The sequence below is a fragment of the Azospirillum sp. RU38E genome, from assembly GCF_900188385.1.
Taxonomy (GTDB): domain Bacteria; phylum Pseudomonadota; class Alphaproteobacteria; order Azospirillales; family Azospirillaceae; genus Niveispirillum.
The window spans coordinates 144,440-162,263 of the sequence record NZ_FZOI01000010.1; the positions used below are offsets into that span (position 1 = coordinate 144,440).

General features: G+C 64.7%; 14 protein-coding genes. 5 read left to right on the forward strand and 9 right to left on the reverse strand.

What is annotated here, in order from left to right; all coding sequences use genetic code 11:
* Positions 1-31 precede the first annotated feature (31 nt).
* Positions 32-1,003: a helix-turn-helix domain-containing protein gene (locus CHB97_RS16775; protein WP_160105947.1), complete on the forward strand. Its 972-nt coding sequence runs from the start codon at positions 32-34 to the stop codon at positions 1,001-1,003.
* Between the two features lie 12 nt (positions 1,004-1,015).
* Here CHB97_RS16775 and flhB read toward each other — a convergent pair whose 3' ends face one another.
* From flhB to CHB97_RS16820, 9 genes are all read right to left on the reverse strand, one after another.
* Entirely contained in the window at positions 1,016-2,095 is a 1,080-nt protein-coding gene (flhB, locus tag CHB97_RS16780) for a flagellar biosynthesis protein FlhB (RefSeq protein ID WP_089289141.1), read from the reverse strand.
* Positions 2,096-2,100: 5 nt separating this feature from the next.
* On the reverse strand, positions 2,101-2,865 hold the full coding sequence (locus CHB97_RS16785) for a flagellar biosynthetic protein FliR (RefSeq protein ID WP_089289142.1): 765 nt from the start codon (positions 2,863-2,865) through the stop codon (positions 2,101-2,103).
* A 13-nt stretch (positions 2,866-2,878) separates the two neighbouring features.
* Positions 2,879-4,945 (reverse strand): flagellar biosynthesis protein FlhA, encoded by a 2,067-nt coding sequence (gene flhA, locus CHB97_RS16790; protein ID WP_089289143.1) that lies wholly within the window; start codon positions 4,943-4,945, stop codon positions 2,879-2,881.
* Between the two features lie 188 nt (positions 4,946-5,133).
* Positions 5,134-6,075, reverse strand: a complete 942-nt coding sequence (locus tag CHB97_RS16795; RefSeq protein WP_089289144.1) for an alpha/beta hydrolase — start codon at positions 6,073-6,075, stop codon at positions 5,134-5,136.
* Positions 6,072-7,199 carry an NAD(P)-dependent alcohol dehydrogenase gene (locus CHB97_RS16800; protein ID WP_089289145.1) on the reverse strand — a complete coding sequence of 376 codons (1,128 nt, stop codon included), beginning with the start codon at positions 7,197-7,199 and terminating at the stop codon, positions 6,072-6,074. Before CHB97_RS16800 ends, CHB97_RS16795 begins: the two co-directional genes overlap by 4 nt.
* A gap of 233 nt (positions 7,200-7,432) precedes the next feature.
* Positions 7,433-8,788, reverse strand: coding sequence for a formimidoylglutamate deiminase (locus CHB97_RS16805; RefSeq protein WP_089289146.1), 1,356 nt, complete (start codon positions 8,786-8,788; stop codon positions 7,433-7,435).
* Between the two features lie 217 nt (positions 8,789-9,005).
* Complete coding sequence (locus CHB97_RS16810; protein WP_143270972.1) at positions 9,006-10,076, reverse strand: tartrate dehydrogenase; 1,071 nt, start codon at positions 10,074-10,076, stop codon at positions 9,006-9,008.
* A 16-nt stretch (positions 10,077-10,092) separates the two neighbouring features.
* Entirely contained in the window at positions 10,093-11,352 is a 1,260-nt protein-coding gene (locus CHB97_RS16815) for a glycerate kinase (RefSeq protein ID WP_089289147.1), read from the reverse strand.
* 2 nt (positions 11,353-11,354) lie between these two features.
* Positions 11,355-13,505: a TonB-dependent receptor gene (locus CHB97_RS16820; RefSeq protein ID WP_200819990.1), complete on the reverse strand. Its 2,151-nt coding sequence runs from the start codon at positions 13,503-13,505 to the stop codon at positions 11,355-11,357.
* A 362-nt stretch (positions 13,506-13,867) separates the two neighbouring features.
* Here CHB97_RS16820 and CHB97_RS16825 point away from each other — a divergent pair, with 362 nt between their 5' ends.
* From CHB97_RS16825 to CHB97_RS16840, 4 genes are read left to right on the forward strand one after another with little or no spacing between them, the layout of a single operon-like run.
* Positions 13,868-15,187, forward strand: coding sequence for a CitMHS family transporter (locus CHB97_RS16825; protein WP_200819994.1), 1,320 nt, complete (start codon positions 13,868-13,870; stop codon positions 15,185-15,187).
* A gap of 6 nt (positions 15,188-15,193) precedes the next feature.
* Positions 15,194-16,249: an AbrB family transcriptional regulator gene (locus CHB97_RS16830; protein ID WP_089289150.1), complete on the forward strand. Its 1,056-nt coding sequence runs from the start codon at positions 15,194-15,196 to the stop codon at positions 16,247-16,249.
* Between the two features lie 25 nt (positions 16,250-16,274).
* A complete protein-coding gene (locus tag CHB97_RS16835) occupies positions 16,275-17,042 on the forward strand; it encodes a class II aldolase/adducin family protein (protein ID WP_089289151.1) in 768 nt (255 codons plus the stop codon).
* Between the two features lie 14 nt (positions 17,043-17,056).
* Positions 17,057-17,719 carry a Crp/Fnr family transcriptional regulator gene (locus CHB97_RS16840; protein ID WP_089289152.1) on the forward strand — a complete coding sequence of 221 codons (663 nt, stop codon included), beginning with the start codon at positions 17,057-17,059 and terminating at the stop codon, positions 17,717-17,719.
* The last annotated feature ends 105 nt before the right edge of the window (positions 17,720-17,824 follow it).

The following is a 17,824-nucleotide window of genomic DNA, read 5'->3' on the forward strand; positions in this document are numbered from 1 at the left end:
CCAAGCGATGAAATCGCGGGCGGGAGGCGGTATGCATGTTTTCACCACGGTCGGGCTGCCGACGGCCCGCGCCAAGCTGGAATATTTGAAAGGCGTGATGTCCAGCGTGTTCGCCCCGCTGGATGTGGTGCCGGACGATCCGGACCTGTTCAACAACCATATTGCCAGCACCAGCCTGGGCCGGCTGTCGCTGGCCAATGCCCATTCGCTTCCCGCCCATATCATCCGCCGCCGGCCCCAGGCCGCCGGTACGAACCGGCATTTATTCTTCCTGCACATGCAATTGCATGGAAGGGTGCTGGCGATGCAGGATGGTCGGGAGGGATTGCTGGGACCGGGGGATATGGTGCTGTGCGATGCCGCCGCGCCTTATGATCTGGGCCTGATCGGGGAGAACCGCACCCTGATTCTGGGAATTCCGGCAGATGAACTGACCCGCCGCGTGCCCGCCCCCTATGGCCTGCTGGGCCGGCAATTGTCCGGCAGTGCCGGGCCGTTGCGCATGGTGCGCGGGCTGCTGGGCGAACTTTGGGAACAGGTGGAAAAGGGCGGGCCGCTGCCGGTGGAGGCGGGGGAACGGCTGGCCGCCACCCTGCTGGACCTGTTCGCCACCGCCTGCCACCTGAATTTCGGCACCAGCAGTGCAGAGGGCACGCTGGCCGACGGCCACCGCGCCCGCGCCCGTCGCCTGATCGAACAAAGGCTGTTCGATCCTGAATTATCGGTACCGTCCATCGCCCAGGCGTTGGGCCTGTCGGAACGCTATCTGCGCCTGCTGGCAGCGGGGGAGGGGGAGGCGATTTCCGCCTATATCCTGCGCCGCCGTCTGGAAGAATGCGCCCGCCGCCTGCGTGACCCGCTGCACAGCACCCGCACGGTGACGGAACTGGCCTTCGCCTGCGGCTTCAACGATGCCAGCCATTTTTCCCGCGCGTTCAAGGCCCGCTATGGCATGGCTCCGCGCGATTACCGGGCGGCGGGGGTGGCGTCTGAGGGAGATTGAGGGAGATTAATTTTATACCACGGTCGTCTGCGCCTTAATGGCCAGCACCTGGCTGATCAGTTCCGCCACGGCCAGATAATGTTCGGGCTGCACTTCCTCCCCGATCTCTACCGATTTATGCAGCGTGCGGGCCAGCGGCGGGTTCTCCACAATGGGGACATTGTGCTGGGTCGCCGTCTCCCGGATGCGCAGGGCCACCATATCCTGTCCCTTGGCCACGCAGACGGGGGCCGGCGCCTTGGACAGATCATAGCGCAGGGCAACGGCGAAATGGGTGGGGTTGGTGATCACCACCGTGGCGCTGGGCAGTTCGGCAAACATGCGGTTGCGCGCCCGGTCGCGGCGCAGCTGCTTGATCTTGGATTTCAGATGCGGGTCGCCTTCGGACTGGCGGAATTCATCCTTCAGTTCCTGCAGGCTCATCCGCTGTTTGCGCCGCCAGGAAATATATTGCCAGATCAGGTCCAAGGCGGCGATCAGCAGGCTGGCCACCAGTACGGCCACCAGCAACCGCACGGTGACATCGGCCAGCAGCAGGGGCAGGGCCACCGCATCGGTCAGCGCCATCGCCTCGGCCTTGCGCAGTTCCGGCCCCACCACCAGCAGAAAGGCCGTGCTGATCGCCGCCACCTTGGCCAGCCCTTTCAGGAACTCCACCAGATTGCGCAGCGAGACCAGCCGCTTGAACCCGCCCAGCGGCGACAGCCGCTCCAGTTTGGGCTGAATGCGTTCGCCAGCCACCACGATGCTGCCCTGGCCCAGTGCCCCTAAGAACCCCGCCGCCAGCAGCAATCCCGCCACCGGCAACAGCACGATGCCCACGCCGGTCAGCACCTCTGCGATCAGGTGGAAGGCATCGGCCGGGCTGGTCAGCAGGATATCGGTGGGGTTTTCCAGCAGCGGCAACAACTGTGTCATCACCCCCCGGCCCAGATGCGGGCCCAGCCCGCCGGCCATGATCACCGCCGCCAGCACCACCAGCATGGCGCCAACATCGCGGCTGACCGGCACATCGCCGCGCCGCCGTGCCTCATCCAGCTTGCGTTGGGAGGGTTCTTCGGTTTTCTGGCTGTCGTCGCTCTCTTCACTCATCGCGCTCAGCCCCCGAACCGGTGTAGAAAGCTGGCGAAATGGCCGATGAAGCTGGTGGCGATGACGGCCACCGTCATGGCCAGCACCAGCAACCCACCCAGGATGGCAATCGGCATCCCGATGAAGAAGACGGCGAATTGCGGCATGGCGCGGTTGATCAGCCCCAGCCCGACATTATAGACGAAGCCCAGCACCAGAAACGGGGTGGCGAACTGCACCGCCATGCGAAAGCTGGTGGAAACCGTCTCCGCCGTGGTCTTGGCCAGCCCCGCCAGGGAAGGCAGCGTGGCGGGGGGCATCAATTTATAGCTCTCCAGCAAAGCCTTGATGATGGACAGGTGCTGGTCGGTGACGAACAGCAGCACCAGCCCGCCCATCATCAGATATGACCCCGCCACCGACCCGGATTCAAACCCGGTACCGGGGGAGGTGAAGATGTTGGACAGGTTCATCAACTGGGCAATCATCTGCCCGGCGATCTGCAAGGCGGCAAACAGGATGCGGGCGGAAATGCCGATAAAGGCCCCGGCCGCCAGTTCCCCCGCCACCTGCACCAGCAGGTCGGACATGGCATCCGGGGCTGGTGGCAGGCCCGGCACCACGGCCGACAGGGCCAGCGCCACCCCCAGTGCCGCCGCCAGCCGGGCCTGCATCGGCACCGCCGTTTCGCCAAAACCGGGCAACAGGGAGATGGCGGCCCCCACCCGGGCCACCACCAGCAGGAAACCATAGATTTCCGCCGTCAACAGGGCGGTCAGCGCGCTGGTCATGCCGCGTCCGCCCTTAAATCTGGTCGATGGTGGTGACGGGGGCCTTGCGGTGCAGTTCGTTATGGCAAATGACGGGGGTGGAGGGGCTGACCCGTTCCAGCAGCGAGCGGACAAAGGGCCGCGCCGCCGGCGCCACCAGCACGGCGGGCCAGTAATCCGCCGTGGCATGGGCCTGGATGCGGGCGCGGGCGGCCAGCAGGAATTCCTGCACCGTGGAAGGCGGCATGACGAATTGCCGATCCTCCCCCTGCTCCACAATATTATCCAGGAAGGCCTGTTCCCATTCCGGGCTGACGACGATGACGGGGATATAGCCTTCCCCGGTCGTCAGCGCCTGACAGATTTGCAGCGACAGCCGCGAACGCACATGTTCGGTCATCATGGTGATGTTGCGCGTCCAGGCGGCGGCCTCTGAAATGCCTTCCAGGATCAAGGGCAGGTTGCGGATGGACACCCGCTCCGCCAGCAGGGCCTGCAACACCCGTTGCACCACCGACAGGCTGACCTGACCGGGGATCAGGTCGGCCACCAGCTTCTGATGCTCGCGGTCCATCTCATCCAGCAGCCGCTTTGTGGCGGCATAGCTGAGCAGGATGGGCATATGTTCCTTGATCACCTCGGCCAGATGGGTGGTGATCACGCTGTCCGGGTCGACGACGGTGAAGCCCTTCAGTTCCGCCTCTTCCGCCAGCATCGGCTCAATCCAGCGGGCGGGCAGGCCGAAGGTGGGTTCGCGCGTGTCGGTGCCGGGCACGTCGATGCCCTCGTTACGCGGGTCGATGCACAGCATCTTGCGGACCTGCACTTCGCCCTTGGCCACCAGCACGCCCTGGATGGAGACTTCATAGGCGTTCATGGCCACGCTGGCGCTGTCGCGCAGGCGTACCGATGGCAGCAGGAAACCATATTCGGTGGCAAAGCGCTTGCGCAGCCGCCGCACCTTGGCCGACAGGCCGGTGGCCGGGTCCAGGATCAGGGAGACAAGGCCGCTGCCCAGTTCCACGCGGATATCATCCACCCGCAGCATGTCGGCCACCGGCTCTTCCGCCGTGGGGGCCTTGGCGGCCATCAGCTCATCATGGCGCTTCTGGTCTTCCTGCTGGGCGGCATAGCGCGGCAGATACCAGGCCAGACTGCCCGCCAGCCCGGACAGCAGCAGAAAGGGGAACAGCGGCAGGCCCGGCGTGGCCCCCAGCAGCAGCAGCAGGCCGGACGCCACGCCCAGCGCCTTGGGATAGGCGCCCAACTGGGTCAGCATCGCCTGATCGATGGAGCCCTTGTTGCCGCCCTTGGAGACCAGGATACCGGCAGCCAGACTGACAATCAGGGCGGGGATCTGGGTGACCAGACCATCACCAACGCTGAGGATGGTGTAGGTGCGGGCGGCGTCGGCAAAGCTCATGTCATGCTGGGCGACGCCGATCAGCAGCCCGCCCAGGATATTGATGGCGGTGATGATCAGCCCCGCCACCGCGTCGCCGCGCACGAATTTGGAGGCGCCATCCATGGCGCCATAGAACTGGCTTTCTTGTTCCAGCTCGCTGCGGCGAAGGCGCGCCGCCGTCTCATCGATCAGGCCGGCGGAAAGGTCGGCATCAATGGCCATCTGTTTGCCGGGCATGGCGTCCAGGGCGAAACGGGCGCCCACCTCCGCGATGCGGCTGGCACCCTTGGTGATGACGATGAAATTCACCACCACCAGAATGGCAAAGATGATCAGGCCGATGACGAAATTGCCGCCCATGACGAAATCGGCAAAACCCATGATGACATGGCCCGCCGCATCCGTGCCCGTATGGCCCTGTGACAGGATCAGCCGGGTGGAGGCAAGGTTGAGCGACAGGCGCAGCAGGGTGGAAATCAGCAGGATGGTGGGAAAGCTGGAAAAATCCAGCGGTCGTGCGATCCACAGCCCCACCATCAGGATCAGCACGCTGATCGCCATGGACAGCGCCAAGCCCATATCCAGCATCCAGCCCGGTACCGGCAGGATCAGGATGGTCAGCACGAAAACCAGACCCAGCGCGAACAGAACGTCACGGTGGCGCAGGCCGATGGGCAGGGCGTTGGCGGCGGACATCGGGGCTCTGGTTCTCCAGGGTGGGATCATCCCACCCTAGCGAACCGGGGTAAAAGCCGGGTTCAAGCTTGGTATGTGCCTGTTCCCTCAGCGCCGGGCGCTGCCTCCGGCAGCTTGGCTTGCGCGCACATGGGTGCGCGGGCCAGCGGTCGCTGGCCTCCAAGGGTCATGGGACATGACCCTTGGCATTACCCACCCACGGCCACCTTGGCAAAGGCCGCCATCTTGGCGATGGCCTGCGGGACGGCCGGCGTCACCCCGCTCATATGAATGAAGGCATGGATCAGGGCGGGGTGATGGTGATGGGCCACCGGCACGCCCGCCCGACGCAGGGCCAGGGCCAGATCGCACCCTTCATCCATCAGCGGGTCGTAACCGGCGGTAACCACCAGGGTTGCCGGTGCTTCCATCAGGTCCGGCCGGGCCAGCAGGTTGGCGCGCCGGTTGCCACGGCTTTCCGGATCGGGGAAGGTCATGGCGGTGAAGGCGTCCATGCTGGTGCGGGTCAGCAGATAGCCCTCGCCACAGCGGCGCAGGCTTTCCGTTTCATGCGTGAACTGCACCACCGGATAGATCGCCAGCAACAGGCGGGGCCGGGGGCCCTGGTCATTGGCCACATCCAGCACGGCGGATGCGGCCAGATTGCCCCCGGCGGAATCGCCACCGACTGCCAGATGGGCCGGGTCGATGCTGGGATCGGCCTGTCCTGCCAGCACCTGACGCAGCACCGCCAGCACATCATCATGCGCCGCCGGGAACGGGTGTTCCGGGGCCAGCCGATAGCTGGCGGACAGCACCCGCAGGCCTGACAGGGCGGCAAAGCGGCGGCAGAACCCGTCATGGCTGTCCAGATCGCCGGCGACAAAGCCACCGCCATGGAAGAACAGCAGGCAGGGGCCGACCGGCGGTGCCCCTGTCGGCGTATAAAGCCGGGCCGGCAGGGGGCCGGCGGCCCCGGTCAGGTTGATATCCCGCCGCACCCGGGCCACCGCATCGGGCGGCCCTTCCATGGCAAGGCAGCTATCATGCATCACCTGCCGGATGATGGCGGGGGGCAGGCTGCCCATGTCCGGCTGGCCGGACCCGTTCAGTTCGGCCAGCATCCCGGCAATATTGGGGTCCAGGCTCATGGGGTGGGTACCTCCGTACCGGGCATCAGCAGGATCGGCTTGATCACCCGGCCGGCTTCGGACTCTGCCACCGCCTCATTGATGGCGCTGAAGGGGAAGAAGCGCACGAACCGGTCAAAGGGCAGTTTGCCGTCACGATAGAGCGCCACCAGTTGCGGCACGAACTGTTCGGGATCGGCATCCCCTTCCACCACACCGCGCAGCCGGCGCCCACCGGACAGCAGATGGCCGCCATCGACGGGGATATCCTGGCCAAAGGTGACAGCGCCGACCACGGCGCATTCCCCGCGCGGGGCCAGCATCATCAGGCCCTGGCGGATCACCTCCGACCGGGCCGAGGTGTCGATGGCGTAATCCACGCCCACCCCGCCGGTCAGGCCCATCACCTTTTCCGCCAGATTGCCGCCGCCGCGCGGATCAATGACATGGGTAGCCCCCAGTTCGGACGCCAGATCCAGCCGGCTGGCCACCGGATCGATGGCGATGATGCGGGCAGCGCCGGCCACCTTGGCGGCCATGATGGCGCTGAGCCCCACCGTGCCCACGCCCATCACCGCCACCGACGATCCCGCCCGCACCTTCAGCGCGTTCAGCACCGTGCCGGCCCCGGTCAACACACCACAGCCCAGCGGCCCCAGCAGGGCCAGCGGCACATCGGCCGGCACCTTCACCACATTGCGCTGATGGCACAGCGCATGGGTGGCGAAGGAGGATTGGCCGAAAATATTGGCGTGGATCATCTCCCCATCGCGGGACAGGCCGCTGCTGCCATCACCGCGCGCGCCGAAGAAATTGCGCGGGAAGAATTCATGGCAATAGGCGGGGGCCGCGTCATGGCAGGAGGGGCAATGGCCGCAGGAATTGAAGCTCATCACCACGGCATCGCCGGGCTTCACCTTGGTGACACCGGCACCGACGGCCAGCACGGTGCCGGCCCCTTCATGCCCCAGCACCACCGGCTGGGGCACGGGCAACAGCCGGTCGCGCATCACCATGTCGGTATGGCAGACCCCGGTGGCCGCCACCTTCACCAGCACCTCGCCCGGCAGCGGCTGTTCGATCTCCAGATGTTCCAGATTGAAGGGGCCACCCGGCGCCCGGATGACGGCAGCGGTAATCTGCATGATTTTTCCTCCCGACCCTTGTCCGGTGCCGTCTGTTCGCAGCACCGATTATCAGGGGTCAAGGGAACCATGCGCCGGGAAAACCTGCTTGGCCGGGGCGGCAGGAAAACTTGATAAAAACGGCAATCCGCCGTTGCCTTGGCCTCAGTCGCCGCTGAACCGCGCCACCAGATCGAACATGGTGCCGGGAAACAGTTGCCGCACGGCGGTGACGGGGGCGGTTTCAGCCAAAGTCATGACAGAATCTGCTCAATCGTGCGGCGATAGCGGGCGGCGATGGTGTCGCGCGCCTGATGGCGGCCCCGGCTTACCACGCGCCGCCCGCGCCGCCAAACCATGTCCACCATCGACCGCCCGCCAAAGATGAACCCATCCAGCAGTCCGTCACCGCTGCGTGCCGTCAGGCTGGGATGGGTGGCGTCCAGGCTGAACAGGTCAGCCGGGGCCCCCACCTGCAGCCCAGCCAGCGCCTGGCCCAGCGCCTGGGCCCCGCCGGCCAGCGCCCCATCAAACAGCCGCCGCCCGGTGGAACCGCCACCACCGGCCAGCATGTTGCGCCCCTGATATTTCAGCCGCTGGGCATATTCCAGGCTGCGCAATTCCTCCGCCGCATCGATCAGCACATTGCTGTCCGACCCGATGCCGAACCGTCCGTCGGCAGCCAGATAATCCACCGCGTTGACGATGCCGTCTCCAAGATTGGCCTCCGTGATCGGGCAGAGGCCGGCGACGGCACCGCTGCGCGCCAGCCGTTCGGTTTCGCAGGGCGTCATATGGGTGGCGTGAACCAGACACCATTGGTCATTCACAGGCATGTTCTGCACCAGCCAATCCACCGGACGCTGGCCGGACCAGGCCAGACAATCCTCCACTTCCCGCATCTGTTCAGCGATATGGATATGGATCGGCCCGCCTTCCGCCTGCGATACAGCCAGCGACAGGCTTTCCGGCGTCACCGCGCGCAGGCTGTGCGGGGCCACGCCCACCACCCCATCGGGTAGGAACCCCAAAGCCCGGCGGCTGGCGGCAACCAGCAGGCCGAACAGGTCCGGCCGGTTGACGAAACGGCGCTGGCCGTCGCCCGTCGGCTGCCCGCCGAAGCCGCCGCAATGATACAGCACTGGCAGCAGGGTCAGGGCGATCCCGGTTTCATCCGCCGCCGCCGCCAGCCGCCCGCCCATCTCCGCCAGATCGGCATAGGCTGTGCCGTCCGGCGCATGGTGGATGTAGTGGAATTCGCCCACGCGGGTGAAGCCGCTTTCCAGCATCTCCACAAAAGCCATGGCGGCGATGGCCTGCATGTCATCCGGCCCGATGCGGTGGGCGAAGCGGTACATCACTTCCCGCCAGGTCCAGAAACTATCCGCCGCCGGTCCCCGCACCTCCGCCAGCCCGGCCATGCCGCGCTGAAAGGCGTGGCTGTGCAGGTTGGGCAGGCCCGGCAGGGCGATGGCGTGACGCTCATCGTTTGGCTGGGGCGGGGTGCTGGCCTCCACGCTGGTGATGACGCCCGCCGCCAGTTCCAGCCGCACCTGTTCGGCCCAGCCGGTGGGAAGCAAGGCATGGCGGAACCAGATGGGTTGGGGCACGGGCGCGACTCCTTGCAGCGGGGGTTTTTGGCTGGGGTGAGGATATAAATGGATATAATACCAATCCGCCGAAAGGTTGACCTTTCGGCGGATTGGAGGCCGGCGACCGCCGGCCAGCCGCTTGGTAGCGGCGTAAGCCAAGCTGCCAGAGGCAGCGTCCGGCGCATGGGGGAACGCAAAATCTCCCTGGATCGGTCACGATCAAGGGAGATTGGTGTCAATCTACCGCGCGGGAGATGGCCGTGCCGCAGGTGATGGTATCGGCGGTTCCCCCCAGGTCGCGGGTCCGCAGGGCCGGCTGTGCCAGCACCGTCTCAATCGCGCGCAGGATGGCGGATGCTGCGGCATGTTCACCCAGATGATCCAGCATCAGGGCAGCCGACCAAATCTGGCCGACCGGGTTGGCGATGCCCTTGCCTGCAATATCCGGGGCAGAACCATGCACCGGCTCGAACAAAGACGGGAATTTGCCATCCGGGTTGATGTTGCCGGCCGGTGCGATGCCGATGGTGCCGGTACAGGCGGGGCCGAGATCGGACAGGATATCGCCGAACAGGTTGGACGCTACCACCACATCGAACCAGTCCGGATGCTGCACGAAATGGGCGGCCAGGATGTCGATATGGTATTTATCCCAGCGCACATCGGGATAATGCGCCGCCATCGCCTCCACCCGTTCATCCCAATAGGGCATGGTGATGGCGATGCCGTTGGATTTGGTCGCCGATGTCAGGTGCTTCTTCTCCCGCCGTTGCGCCAGATCGAAGGCATATTTCAGGATACGGTCGGTGCCGATGCGGGTCATCACCGTTTCCTGCATCACCACTTCCCGCTCGGTACCGGGGAAGATGCGGCCGCCGATGGACGAATATTCCCCCTCGGTATTTTCCCGCACGACATAAAAATCAATTTCCCCCGGCGCGCGACCAACCAGCGGGCTGGGCACACCGGGCATCAGACGCACGGGGCGCAGATTGACATATTGGTCGAATTCTCGCCGGAACTGGATCAGCGATCCCCAGAGCGAGACATGGTCGGGCACGGTTGCCGGCCAGCCGACGGCACCGAAGAAGATGGCATCATGGCTGCCGATCTGCTGTTTCCAGTCGTCCGGCATCATCTTGCCATGCCGCTGGTAATAGTCGCAGCTTGCGAAGTCGAAATGGTCGAAGGCGAACGTGCAGCCATAGCGCGCCGCCACGGCCTCCAGCACGCGCAGGCCCTCCGGCACCACTTCCTTGCCAATCCCGTCGCCGGGGATGACGGCGATGCGGTAGGGTCGTTTCATCATCATTCTCCAATCCTCAATCAATCAGGATGGCCCTGAAATCATTGACATTCGTGCGTGTCGGCCCGGTCATCAGCAGGCAATCCATGGCTTTGAAGAAGCTGTAGGCATCATTGTTTGCCAGCAGGGAAGTGGCGGAAAGGCCGGCCAGTTCGGCCCGGTGCAGGATGTCGGGGTCGATCCAGGCCCCGGCATTATCTTCCGACCCGTCAATGCCATCGGTATCGGCGGCCAGGGCATGGACGCCGCGTTGGCCCGACAGTTCCACCGCAAGCGCCAGCAGGAATTCCGCATTGCGCCCGCCCCGGCCCTGTCCGCGCACGGTGACGCTGGTTTCCCCGCCCGACAACAGCACGCAGGGACGCGCGATATTGTTCTCGCCCCGCAGAATTTCCCGGACTGTGACGGCATGGTGCCGGGCGACCTCTCCCGCCTCGCCTTCGATATCGCTGCCCAGGATCACGGGCGTCAGGCCCAGTTCGCGCGCCCGCGCCGCTGCGGCTTCCAGGGCGGCGGCGGGGGTGGCGATGATCCGGTGGTGACCGGGGGGCAGCGCATCCGGCCCTTTCGGCGTTTCACTGGCCGGATCGGCAAGCCAGGCCAGCACGGCGGGCGGTGCCATGATCTTGTAGCGTTCCAGGATCGCCAGGGCCTGCTGGCGTGTCGTGGGGTCGGCCAAGGTGGGGCCGGAAGCGATGGTACTCGGATCATCCCCCGGCACGTCGGAGATCAACAGGGTGACGGTACGGGCCGGGGCCGCCAGCTGTGCCAGACGGCCGCCTTTGATGGCAGAGAGATGTTTGCGCAGGCAGTTCATCTCCGCGATGGTGGCCCCGCTCCTCAACAGGGCGCGGGTGACCGCCTGTTTATCGGCAAGCGTCAGGCCGGGTGCCGGGGCGGCCAGCAAGGCCGATCCGCCCCCGGACAGCAGGCACAGCACCAGATCATCGGTCGTCAACCCCGATAACAGGCCCAGCATCTCACGCGTGGCCCGGATGCCGGCGGCATCGGGCACGGGATGGGCCGCCTCCACCACGCGGATGGCAGAGCAGGGCACGCCATGGCCATAGCGGGTGATGACCAGCCCCGACAAGGAGCCTGACCAATGCTGTTCGACCGTTGCCGCCATGGCTGCGGCGGCCTTGCCGGCCCCGATTACCAGGGTTCGCCCCTTGGGCGGGGGCGGCAGGTGGGGGGGCAGGCATGATGCTGGCGAGGCGGCGGCCAAAGCCGCCTCGAACAACAGGCGCAAATGGTTTTGCTGCGAGGTGATCATGCCTACATCCGCCAGCCCAGCGTTGCCCCATAGGTGCGGGGCGGATTATAGGCACCGAAATTGGCCCCCAGGAAAACCAGCTGGTTGGTCCGCGTCAACTCATTGGTCAGGTTCTTGCCCCACAGTGACAGCGACCAGCGTCCGGTCACATCGGTGAAGACGATGCGTCCATCGACGAAATGGGTGGGGGCCCGCTGTTCCGGTCCCTCGTTGGAATTATCGTCGAAGATCATGCTTTCATACCGGTAATCGGCGGCGAACAGCAGGGAGTGACCGTTTTCCAGCACGGTCTCGTAAGAGGGGGAGATCACCAGCTTGTGCTTGGGCGTGCGCGACAGGCGGTTGCCAGCATAATCCTCCCCCGGTTCGGGGGCGAATTCGTCGAAAGTAGCATCGGTATAGCCGTAGCTGACGGTCAGATTGGCACCTGTGAACGGACGCCATTGCAGATAGGTCTCATAACCCTGGATGGTGGCCTTGCCGGCATTTTCCGTGACGATGGACAGGTTGGGCAGGGTCCGCCGCGTCTGCAGGTCGGTATATTTCATGACATAGAGGGTGTTGTTCCAGATCAGATGGCCATTCAGGAAGCTGCTTTTCTGGCCCAGCTCATACTGGGTGGCATATTCTGGTTCGAAGCCGTCGGCGGCTTCCCCGGCGGAACCGGGCGTGTCCTGGAAGCCGCCGCTTTTGAAACCACGGGAAACCATGGCGTAAAGCTGATGGTCACGGTCCAGCTTGTATTGCGCGCCGCCGCGCCAGGTCCAGGCTTCGTATGTGTCCGATGTGGTCACGTCGAACCGTTCCGACCCGCGCAGCACCGCGTCGCCGGTCATGTTGGAAACCCGGTATTCTTTCTTGTCCCGGGAATAGCGCAGGCCGCCGATCAGGGACAGTTGCCCGCCCAGCGGAAGGGTCGCATCACCGAAGGCGGCATAGCTGTGCAGCTTGGCGGCCTGGGTATAAATTTCCGTCGCGGGGCGGCGCATGTCGATGACCAGCGTATCTGTGCGGTCAGTGTCGCTGTTGAAATTGTAAAGTCCGGCCACCCATTGGATATGGCTGTCAGGCAGGGCGTTCAGACGCAGCTCATGGCTGGAAAAGTCGCTGACCTCATCATTGCCGCCACTGATATTCAGAGGATTTGTGGTCTCATTACCGCCATCCACATCATAGAAGGCGCGATAGTCGAGATCGCGGTAGGAGCCGAGATAGGTGAGACTGGCAAAAGGCAGATCCCAATCCAGTTGCCCCCGCACCCCCCAGGTGTCGCGGTCCTGATGGCCATCGGTGGAACTGGCAATGTGTCGGCGATCGCGGTTGACGGTCCAGAGGGCGGATAGGGGGTCTTCCCCGTCCAGGTCCAGCACATGCTGGGCGGGCCCCGTCGCCCGATCGCGGGTGCCATCCACCGTCAGCAGCACGCGCAGCGTTTCCGAAGGTTCGCCGGCCAGATGCAGGCGACCGCTGCGTATATCCTGATCATCCACCCGGTTGCCGGTGAAGCTGTTGCGGGTGTAGCCGTCATGGCTGCGGACGGCCCCGCTGGCACGCGCCGCCCATTTCCCTTCCACCAGGGGCACATTGACAAAGCCGGCGGCTTCCAACCGTTCATGATTGCCGACGGTGGCTTCCACAGCGGCGTCAACCGCGTCAAGCGACGGTCGGCTGGTGACGACATTAATGGCACCGCCGACGACATTGCGGCCATAAAGCGTGCCTTGCGGGCCTTTCAGTACCTCAATCCGCGACACGTCGAACGCATCGAAGGCCACAGCGGCCGGCCGGCCCAGATAGATTTCATCCAGGAAGACAGCGGAACTGGGATCACCGGCGGCCCCCCGGTCGCTGGAGCCGATGCCGCGAATGCTGATGCGGGGCTGGGAGGCGGGGAAGGCATCGAAATTCAGGCCGGGTGTGCGCCCGGCAATATCATCAATCTGACGCAGGCGCGCCTGCTCGATTTCCGCAGCACCGAAGGCGGTGACGGTGACGGGTACATCCTGCAGGCGTTCGCTGCGGCGCTGGGCCGTGACGATGATCTCCTCCATCTCTCCAACCGCCTCCGCCGCCTGGGCCTGGGCAAGATTATTCGACGCCAGGGTCATGGCGATGGTTCCGCCGGCCAAAGCCAAGCGGCTGATCATTCTCATCTGTTCCTCCCGGTTAGCCCCGGTTTTTCCGGGTATGGAAACAACCTATGCGCATTGGATGTCGATGGTCAATATTTTGGATGCAAAAATTTATGAATATGGATGTTTTTATTTGACGGGCCGACGCCAACTGCACAGGATAAGGGCGTTGGACGAACGATGGCGGCTTGCGCTGAAGGATGGGCCGGTGCGGTCGGAGTCAGGTTCCGCCGCCGGCTCCGGCTGCGCGGTTGGCCCCACCTTTCCTGCGTCCGCTATCTGCGGATGGGATTCACTGATGCAAACGGCCCCCTTTCGTGTCTGGACATCAGGCCAAAGCGGGTTTGCCGTGGTTGCCGGGAGACGACACGTTGATCGACACATTGCTTTCGCCGGCACTGCTGGGAACCTTGATGATCGCCACCTTTATGGTGCTGATCATGACCAAGCGGATGTCGGCGGTCACCGCGCTGCTGGCGGTTCCCATCCTGTTCGGTCTGCTGGCGGGTGCCGGTGCCGGGCTGGGTGACATGATCCTGGAGGGGGTGATCCAGGTGGCGCCGACGGCGCTGATGCTGACCTTCGCCGTATTGTACTTCGCCATCATGATGGATGCCGGCCTGTTCGACCCGCTGGTGCGCAGCGTGCTGGCGACCGTCGGCAATGATCCTGTGCGCATTGCCCTGGGTACAGCGGTGCTGACCAGCATCGTCTCCCTGGATGGGGATGGCACGACGACGGCGCTGATCATCATCACCGCCTTTCTGCCGGTCTATCGCCGTGTCGGGATGAATCCGCTGATCCTGGCGACCTTGCTGGGCCTATGCAACTCGCTGATGAATTACCTGCCCTGGGGCGGCCCGTCCGCCCGTGCCGCCGCTGCTGTCGGCGTGGATGTGGGGCAGGTGTTCGGACCCTTGGTGCCGGCAATGCTGGCGGGGCTTCTGGCCACCCTGCTGCTGGCTTTCTTCCTTGGCCGGTCGGAGCGGCGGCGGCTGGCGGCCCACGGTTTCCCGGTCAGTAACGGCAGCGTGGAACCGGTCAGCCCCTTCATGGCAGATGCCGAACCCGATATCCGCCGGCCCGGTCTGTTCTGGTTCAATCTGGCCCTGACCATGGGGCTGGTGTTGGGAATGGCGTTCGGGCTGGCACCCTTGCCGGTGATGATGATGGGGGCGTTTGCCATCGCCGCCACTGTCAATTATCCCCGGCTGCGGGACCAGAAGGCGCGCCTTACCGCCCATGCCGACAATGTGGTCAATATCGTTGTGCTGATCTTCGCGGCGGGTGCCTTCACCGGCATCCTGAATGGCACCGGCATGGTCGATGCCATGGCCAGCGCCGCTTTGTCGGTCATCCCGCCTTCCATCGGCCGCTATATGGCACCGATCACCGCCCTGGTCAGTATGCCGCTCACCTTCGTGATGTCGAACGATGCCTATTATTTCGGCGTCGTCCCGGTGATAGCCAGTGCCGCCGCCGGCTATGGGATCGAGGCGGACGCCATTGCCCGCGCCTCCCTGATCGGTCAGCCGGTCCATACGTTAAGCCCGCTGCTGGCACCGATCTATCTGGCCTGCGGCTTGTTGGGTGTGGATGTCGCCGATGTACAGCGTTTCGCCCTGAAATGGGCGGCGCTGATCTCCCTGGTGGTGCTGGCGGCGGCCCTGGCCACCGGGGCTTTTCCCCTTCATACAGGTTGAGAGCCCATGTCGGCGATGGCAAAGGCAGGGGCAAAGGCAGGCCAGTGGCTGCTGCTGGGGCTGGCTACCGCCGCCCTGGTGCCGGGGCTGAAACTGGCCGGGGTGCCGGCGGCCCTGCTGCTGGGGCCGCTGCTGGTGGGCATCGCCTGCGGGCTGGCCGGTTTTGCCATCCGTCCCCCCAAGCTTGGCCTGTTATGCAGCTATACCATTATCGGCTGTCTGGTCGCGGTGGCGCTGGGTGGTGCGGTGGGGCCGGCGATGCTGGCACGGTTGCCCCTGCTGCTGGCGATGGGGGCGATCACGTTGCTGGCCAGTGGCGGGCTGGGCTGGCTGGTGGCCCGGTGGGGCTGGTTCCATGGCACGACCGCCGTCTGGGGGCTGTCCCCCGGCGGGGCGGCGGGCATGGTGGCCCTGGCGCAGGAACAGGGGGGCGATGGCCGGATGGTCGCCATCATCCAATATCTGCGGATATTGCTGGTGACCGGTTCGGCCATCGCTTTGGCCCATATGCTGACCGGATCCGCCGCCACGCCGCCGCTGGCAAGCTGGTTGCCCGCCCCGGACCTGCCGGGATTGCTGGAAACCCTGGGTTTGGCGAGCCTGGGCGTGGTGGCGGCACGGCTGTTCCGCTTTCCCGCCGGTGCCTTTCTGGTGCCGGGGTTGATCGGGGCGGCGTTGATTGCCGCCGGTTGGACAAGGCCGGCCGTGCCGCCCCTGCTGGCCGCCGCTGCCTATGCGATCATCGGCTGGAATATTGGTCTTAGTTTCACGCGGGACACGCTGACCGATTGTGCCCGTGCACTGCCGCGCATCCTGTTGGCCTGCGCGCTGCTGATCGGTCTCTGTGCCGGGCTGGGGGTTCTGGTCAGCCTGATCTGCGATGTCGATTGGCTGACCGGCTATCTGGCAACGACACCGGGTGGCATCGATGCCATCCTGATCATCGGGACCACGGTACCGGTTGATCTGCCCTTCATCCTGTCGGCGCAGGTGCTGCGGGTCTTGCTGGTTCTGCTGGTCGGGCCGGCACTCGCCACCTATGTCGCCCGCCACGTCAACTGATCATCAAAAAAATGGGAGGAAAACCATGTCTGATATTGAAAATATCCCAGACGGCATGTCCGCGGAGGAATGGCGGCTGCGGGTCGATCTGGCCGCCGCCTTCCGTCTGGTGGCGCTCTATGGCTGGGATGATCTGATCTTCACCCATCTTTCCGTGCGCGTTCCGGGTCCGGACCATCATTTTCTGATCAACCCCTATAATCTGATGTTTGAGGAGATCACGGCCTCTTCCCTGGTGAAGATTGATGTGGAGGGCAGGGCGGTTGATCCCACGCCGCATATGGTCAACCCGGCCGGCTTCACCATCCATTCCGCCATCCATATGGCGCGAGAGGATGCGCAGGCGGTGATCCATCTGCACACCCCGCACGGTCAGGCGGTGTCTGCGATGCGCGACGGGCTGCTGCCCTATACCCAGACGGCGATGATCGCCCATCACGATCTCGCCTTCCATGAATATGAAGGGATCGCCACCGATCTGGCTGAGCGGGAGCGGCTGGTGGCGGATCTGGGCGGCCATAATCTGATGCTGTTGCGCAATCATGGCACGCTGGCCGTCGGTGCCTCCATCGCCATTGCCTTCCTGCGCATCTATTTCCTGGAGCGGGCGTGCGAGGCGCAGGTGCATATGTTGGCTGCAGGGCGCGATAACCTGTACCCGCCGCCGGCGGGCGTCGCCGACAAGGTGCGTCAGCAATCCTCCGGACCCATGGTTGACATGGCGGCGGAAAGGCTGGCCTGGCCCGCCTTGCTGCGCCGGCTGGACCGGGCCAATCCCGGTTTCCGGTGCTGATCGGGGGGCGACCGATGCTGGGTGTGGTCAGGCTTCTGGAAGTTGACCCCTGGTTCGCCGGCTTGCCGCCGGGCTGCCGGGGTTGGTTTGCAGCCGCCGCGCGCAAAGAAAAACTGGTGGATGGCCAGTGTGTCTACCGGGCCGGCGATCCGCCCAGCGGTCTTTTTCGGGTCTTGTCCGGGGAGGTGCGGCTGGTTTCATACCCTGAAACCGGGCGGCCATTAACCAATCTCGCCGCCCGAACGGGCTGTTGGTTTGGCGAATTGTCCATTCTGGATGGCGGGCCGCGCCCGCATGATGCCATTGCCGCCGGCCGCTCCCTTGTCCTGCATATTCCCCTGGCCGACATCCAGGCCATGGGCCGGGCCAATCCGGCCCTTTACCAGCATATCGCCCTGCTGGCCTGCCAGCAGCATCGCGCCACGATTGACCATATCGGGCTGATGCTGCTGCGCAGCCCACCCGCCCGGCTGGCGCATGTGCTTTTAAGAATGGCCGGCGAAGCCCCTTGCCAGCAGCTGGTGCGGATCAACCGCGAGGAACTGGCCTGCCGGATCGGGATGCCGCGCGATCGGCTCAGCCGGCTGCTGGAGATGGCAGAACAGGGCGGCCTCATCCGCACCATCCATGGGCGGATCGAAATCCTTAATTTTGAAGGGCTTTCCTCCCTCACCTGATCAAGCCCTGCCGTCTGTCATCGGGCAGGCGAAGGGAACTTGTGCGCCTGAATCAAATTTTGCATCCAAAAACTTGACTTAATGAATCCAATAAACCACTCTCCC

What these genes read in the sequence shown, in the direction of transcription:
- CHB97_RS16810 (WP_143270972.1), bottom strand. Translation starts at nt 10,076, where the DNA reads ATGAAACGACCCTACCGCATCGCCGTCATCCCCGGCGACGGGATTGGC.
- flhA (WP_089289143.1), bottom strand. Translation starts at nt 4,945, where the DNA reads ATGTCCGCCGCCAACGCCCTGCCCATCGGCCTGCGCCACCGTGACGTT.
- CHB97_RS16775 (WP_160105947.1), top strand. Translation starts at nt 32, where the DNA reads ATGCATGTTTTCACCACGGTCGGGCTGCCGACGGCCCGCGCCAAGCTG.
- CHB97_RS16785 (WP_089289142.1), bottom strand. Translation starts at nt 2,865, where the DNA reads ATGACCAGCGCGCTGACCGCCCTGTTGACGGCGGAAATCTATGGTTTC.
- CHB97_RS16795 (WP_089289144.1), bottom strand. Translation starts at nt 6,075, where the DNA reads ATGAGCCTGGACCCCAATATTGCCGGGATGCTGGCCGAACTGAACGGG.
- flhB (WP_089289141.1), bottom strand. Translation starts at nt 2,095, where the DNA reads ATGAGTGAAGAGAGCGACGACAGCCAGAAAACCGAAGAACCCTCCCAA.
- CHB97_RS16835 (WP_089289151.1), top strand. Translation starts at nt 16,275, where the DNA reads ATGTCTGATATTGAAAATATCCCAGACGGCATGTCCGCGGAGGAATGG.
- CHB97_RS16800 (WP_089289145.1), bottom strand. Translation starts at nt 7,199, where the DNA reads ATGCAGATTACCGCTGCCGTCATCCGGGCGCCGGGTGGCCCCTTCAAT.
- CHB97_RS16840 (WP_089289152.1), top strand. Translation starts at nt 17,057, where the DNA reads ATGCTGGGTGTGGTCAGGCTTCTGGAAGTTGACCCCTGGTTCGCCGGC.
- CHB97_RS16830 (WP_089289150.1), top strand. Translation starts at nt 15,194, where the DNA reads ATGTCGGCGATGGCAAAGGCAGGGGCAAAGGCAGGCCAGTGGCTGCTG.
- CHB97_RS16820 (WP_200819990.1), bottom strand. Translation starts at nt 13,505, where the DNA reads ATGAGAATGATCAGCCGCTTGGCTTTGGCCGGCGGAACCATCGCCATG.
- CHB97_RS16815 (WP_089289147.1), bottom strand. Translation starts at nt 11,352, where the DNA reads ATGATCACCTCGCAGCAAAACCATTTGCGCCTGTTGTTCGAGGCGGCT.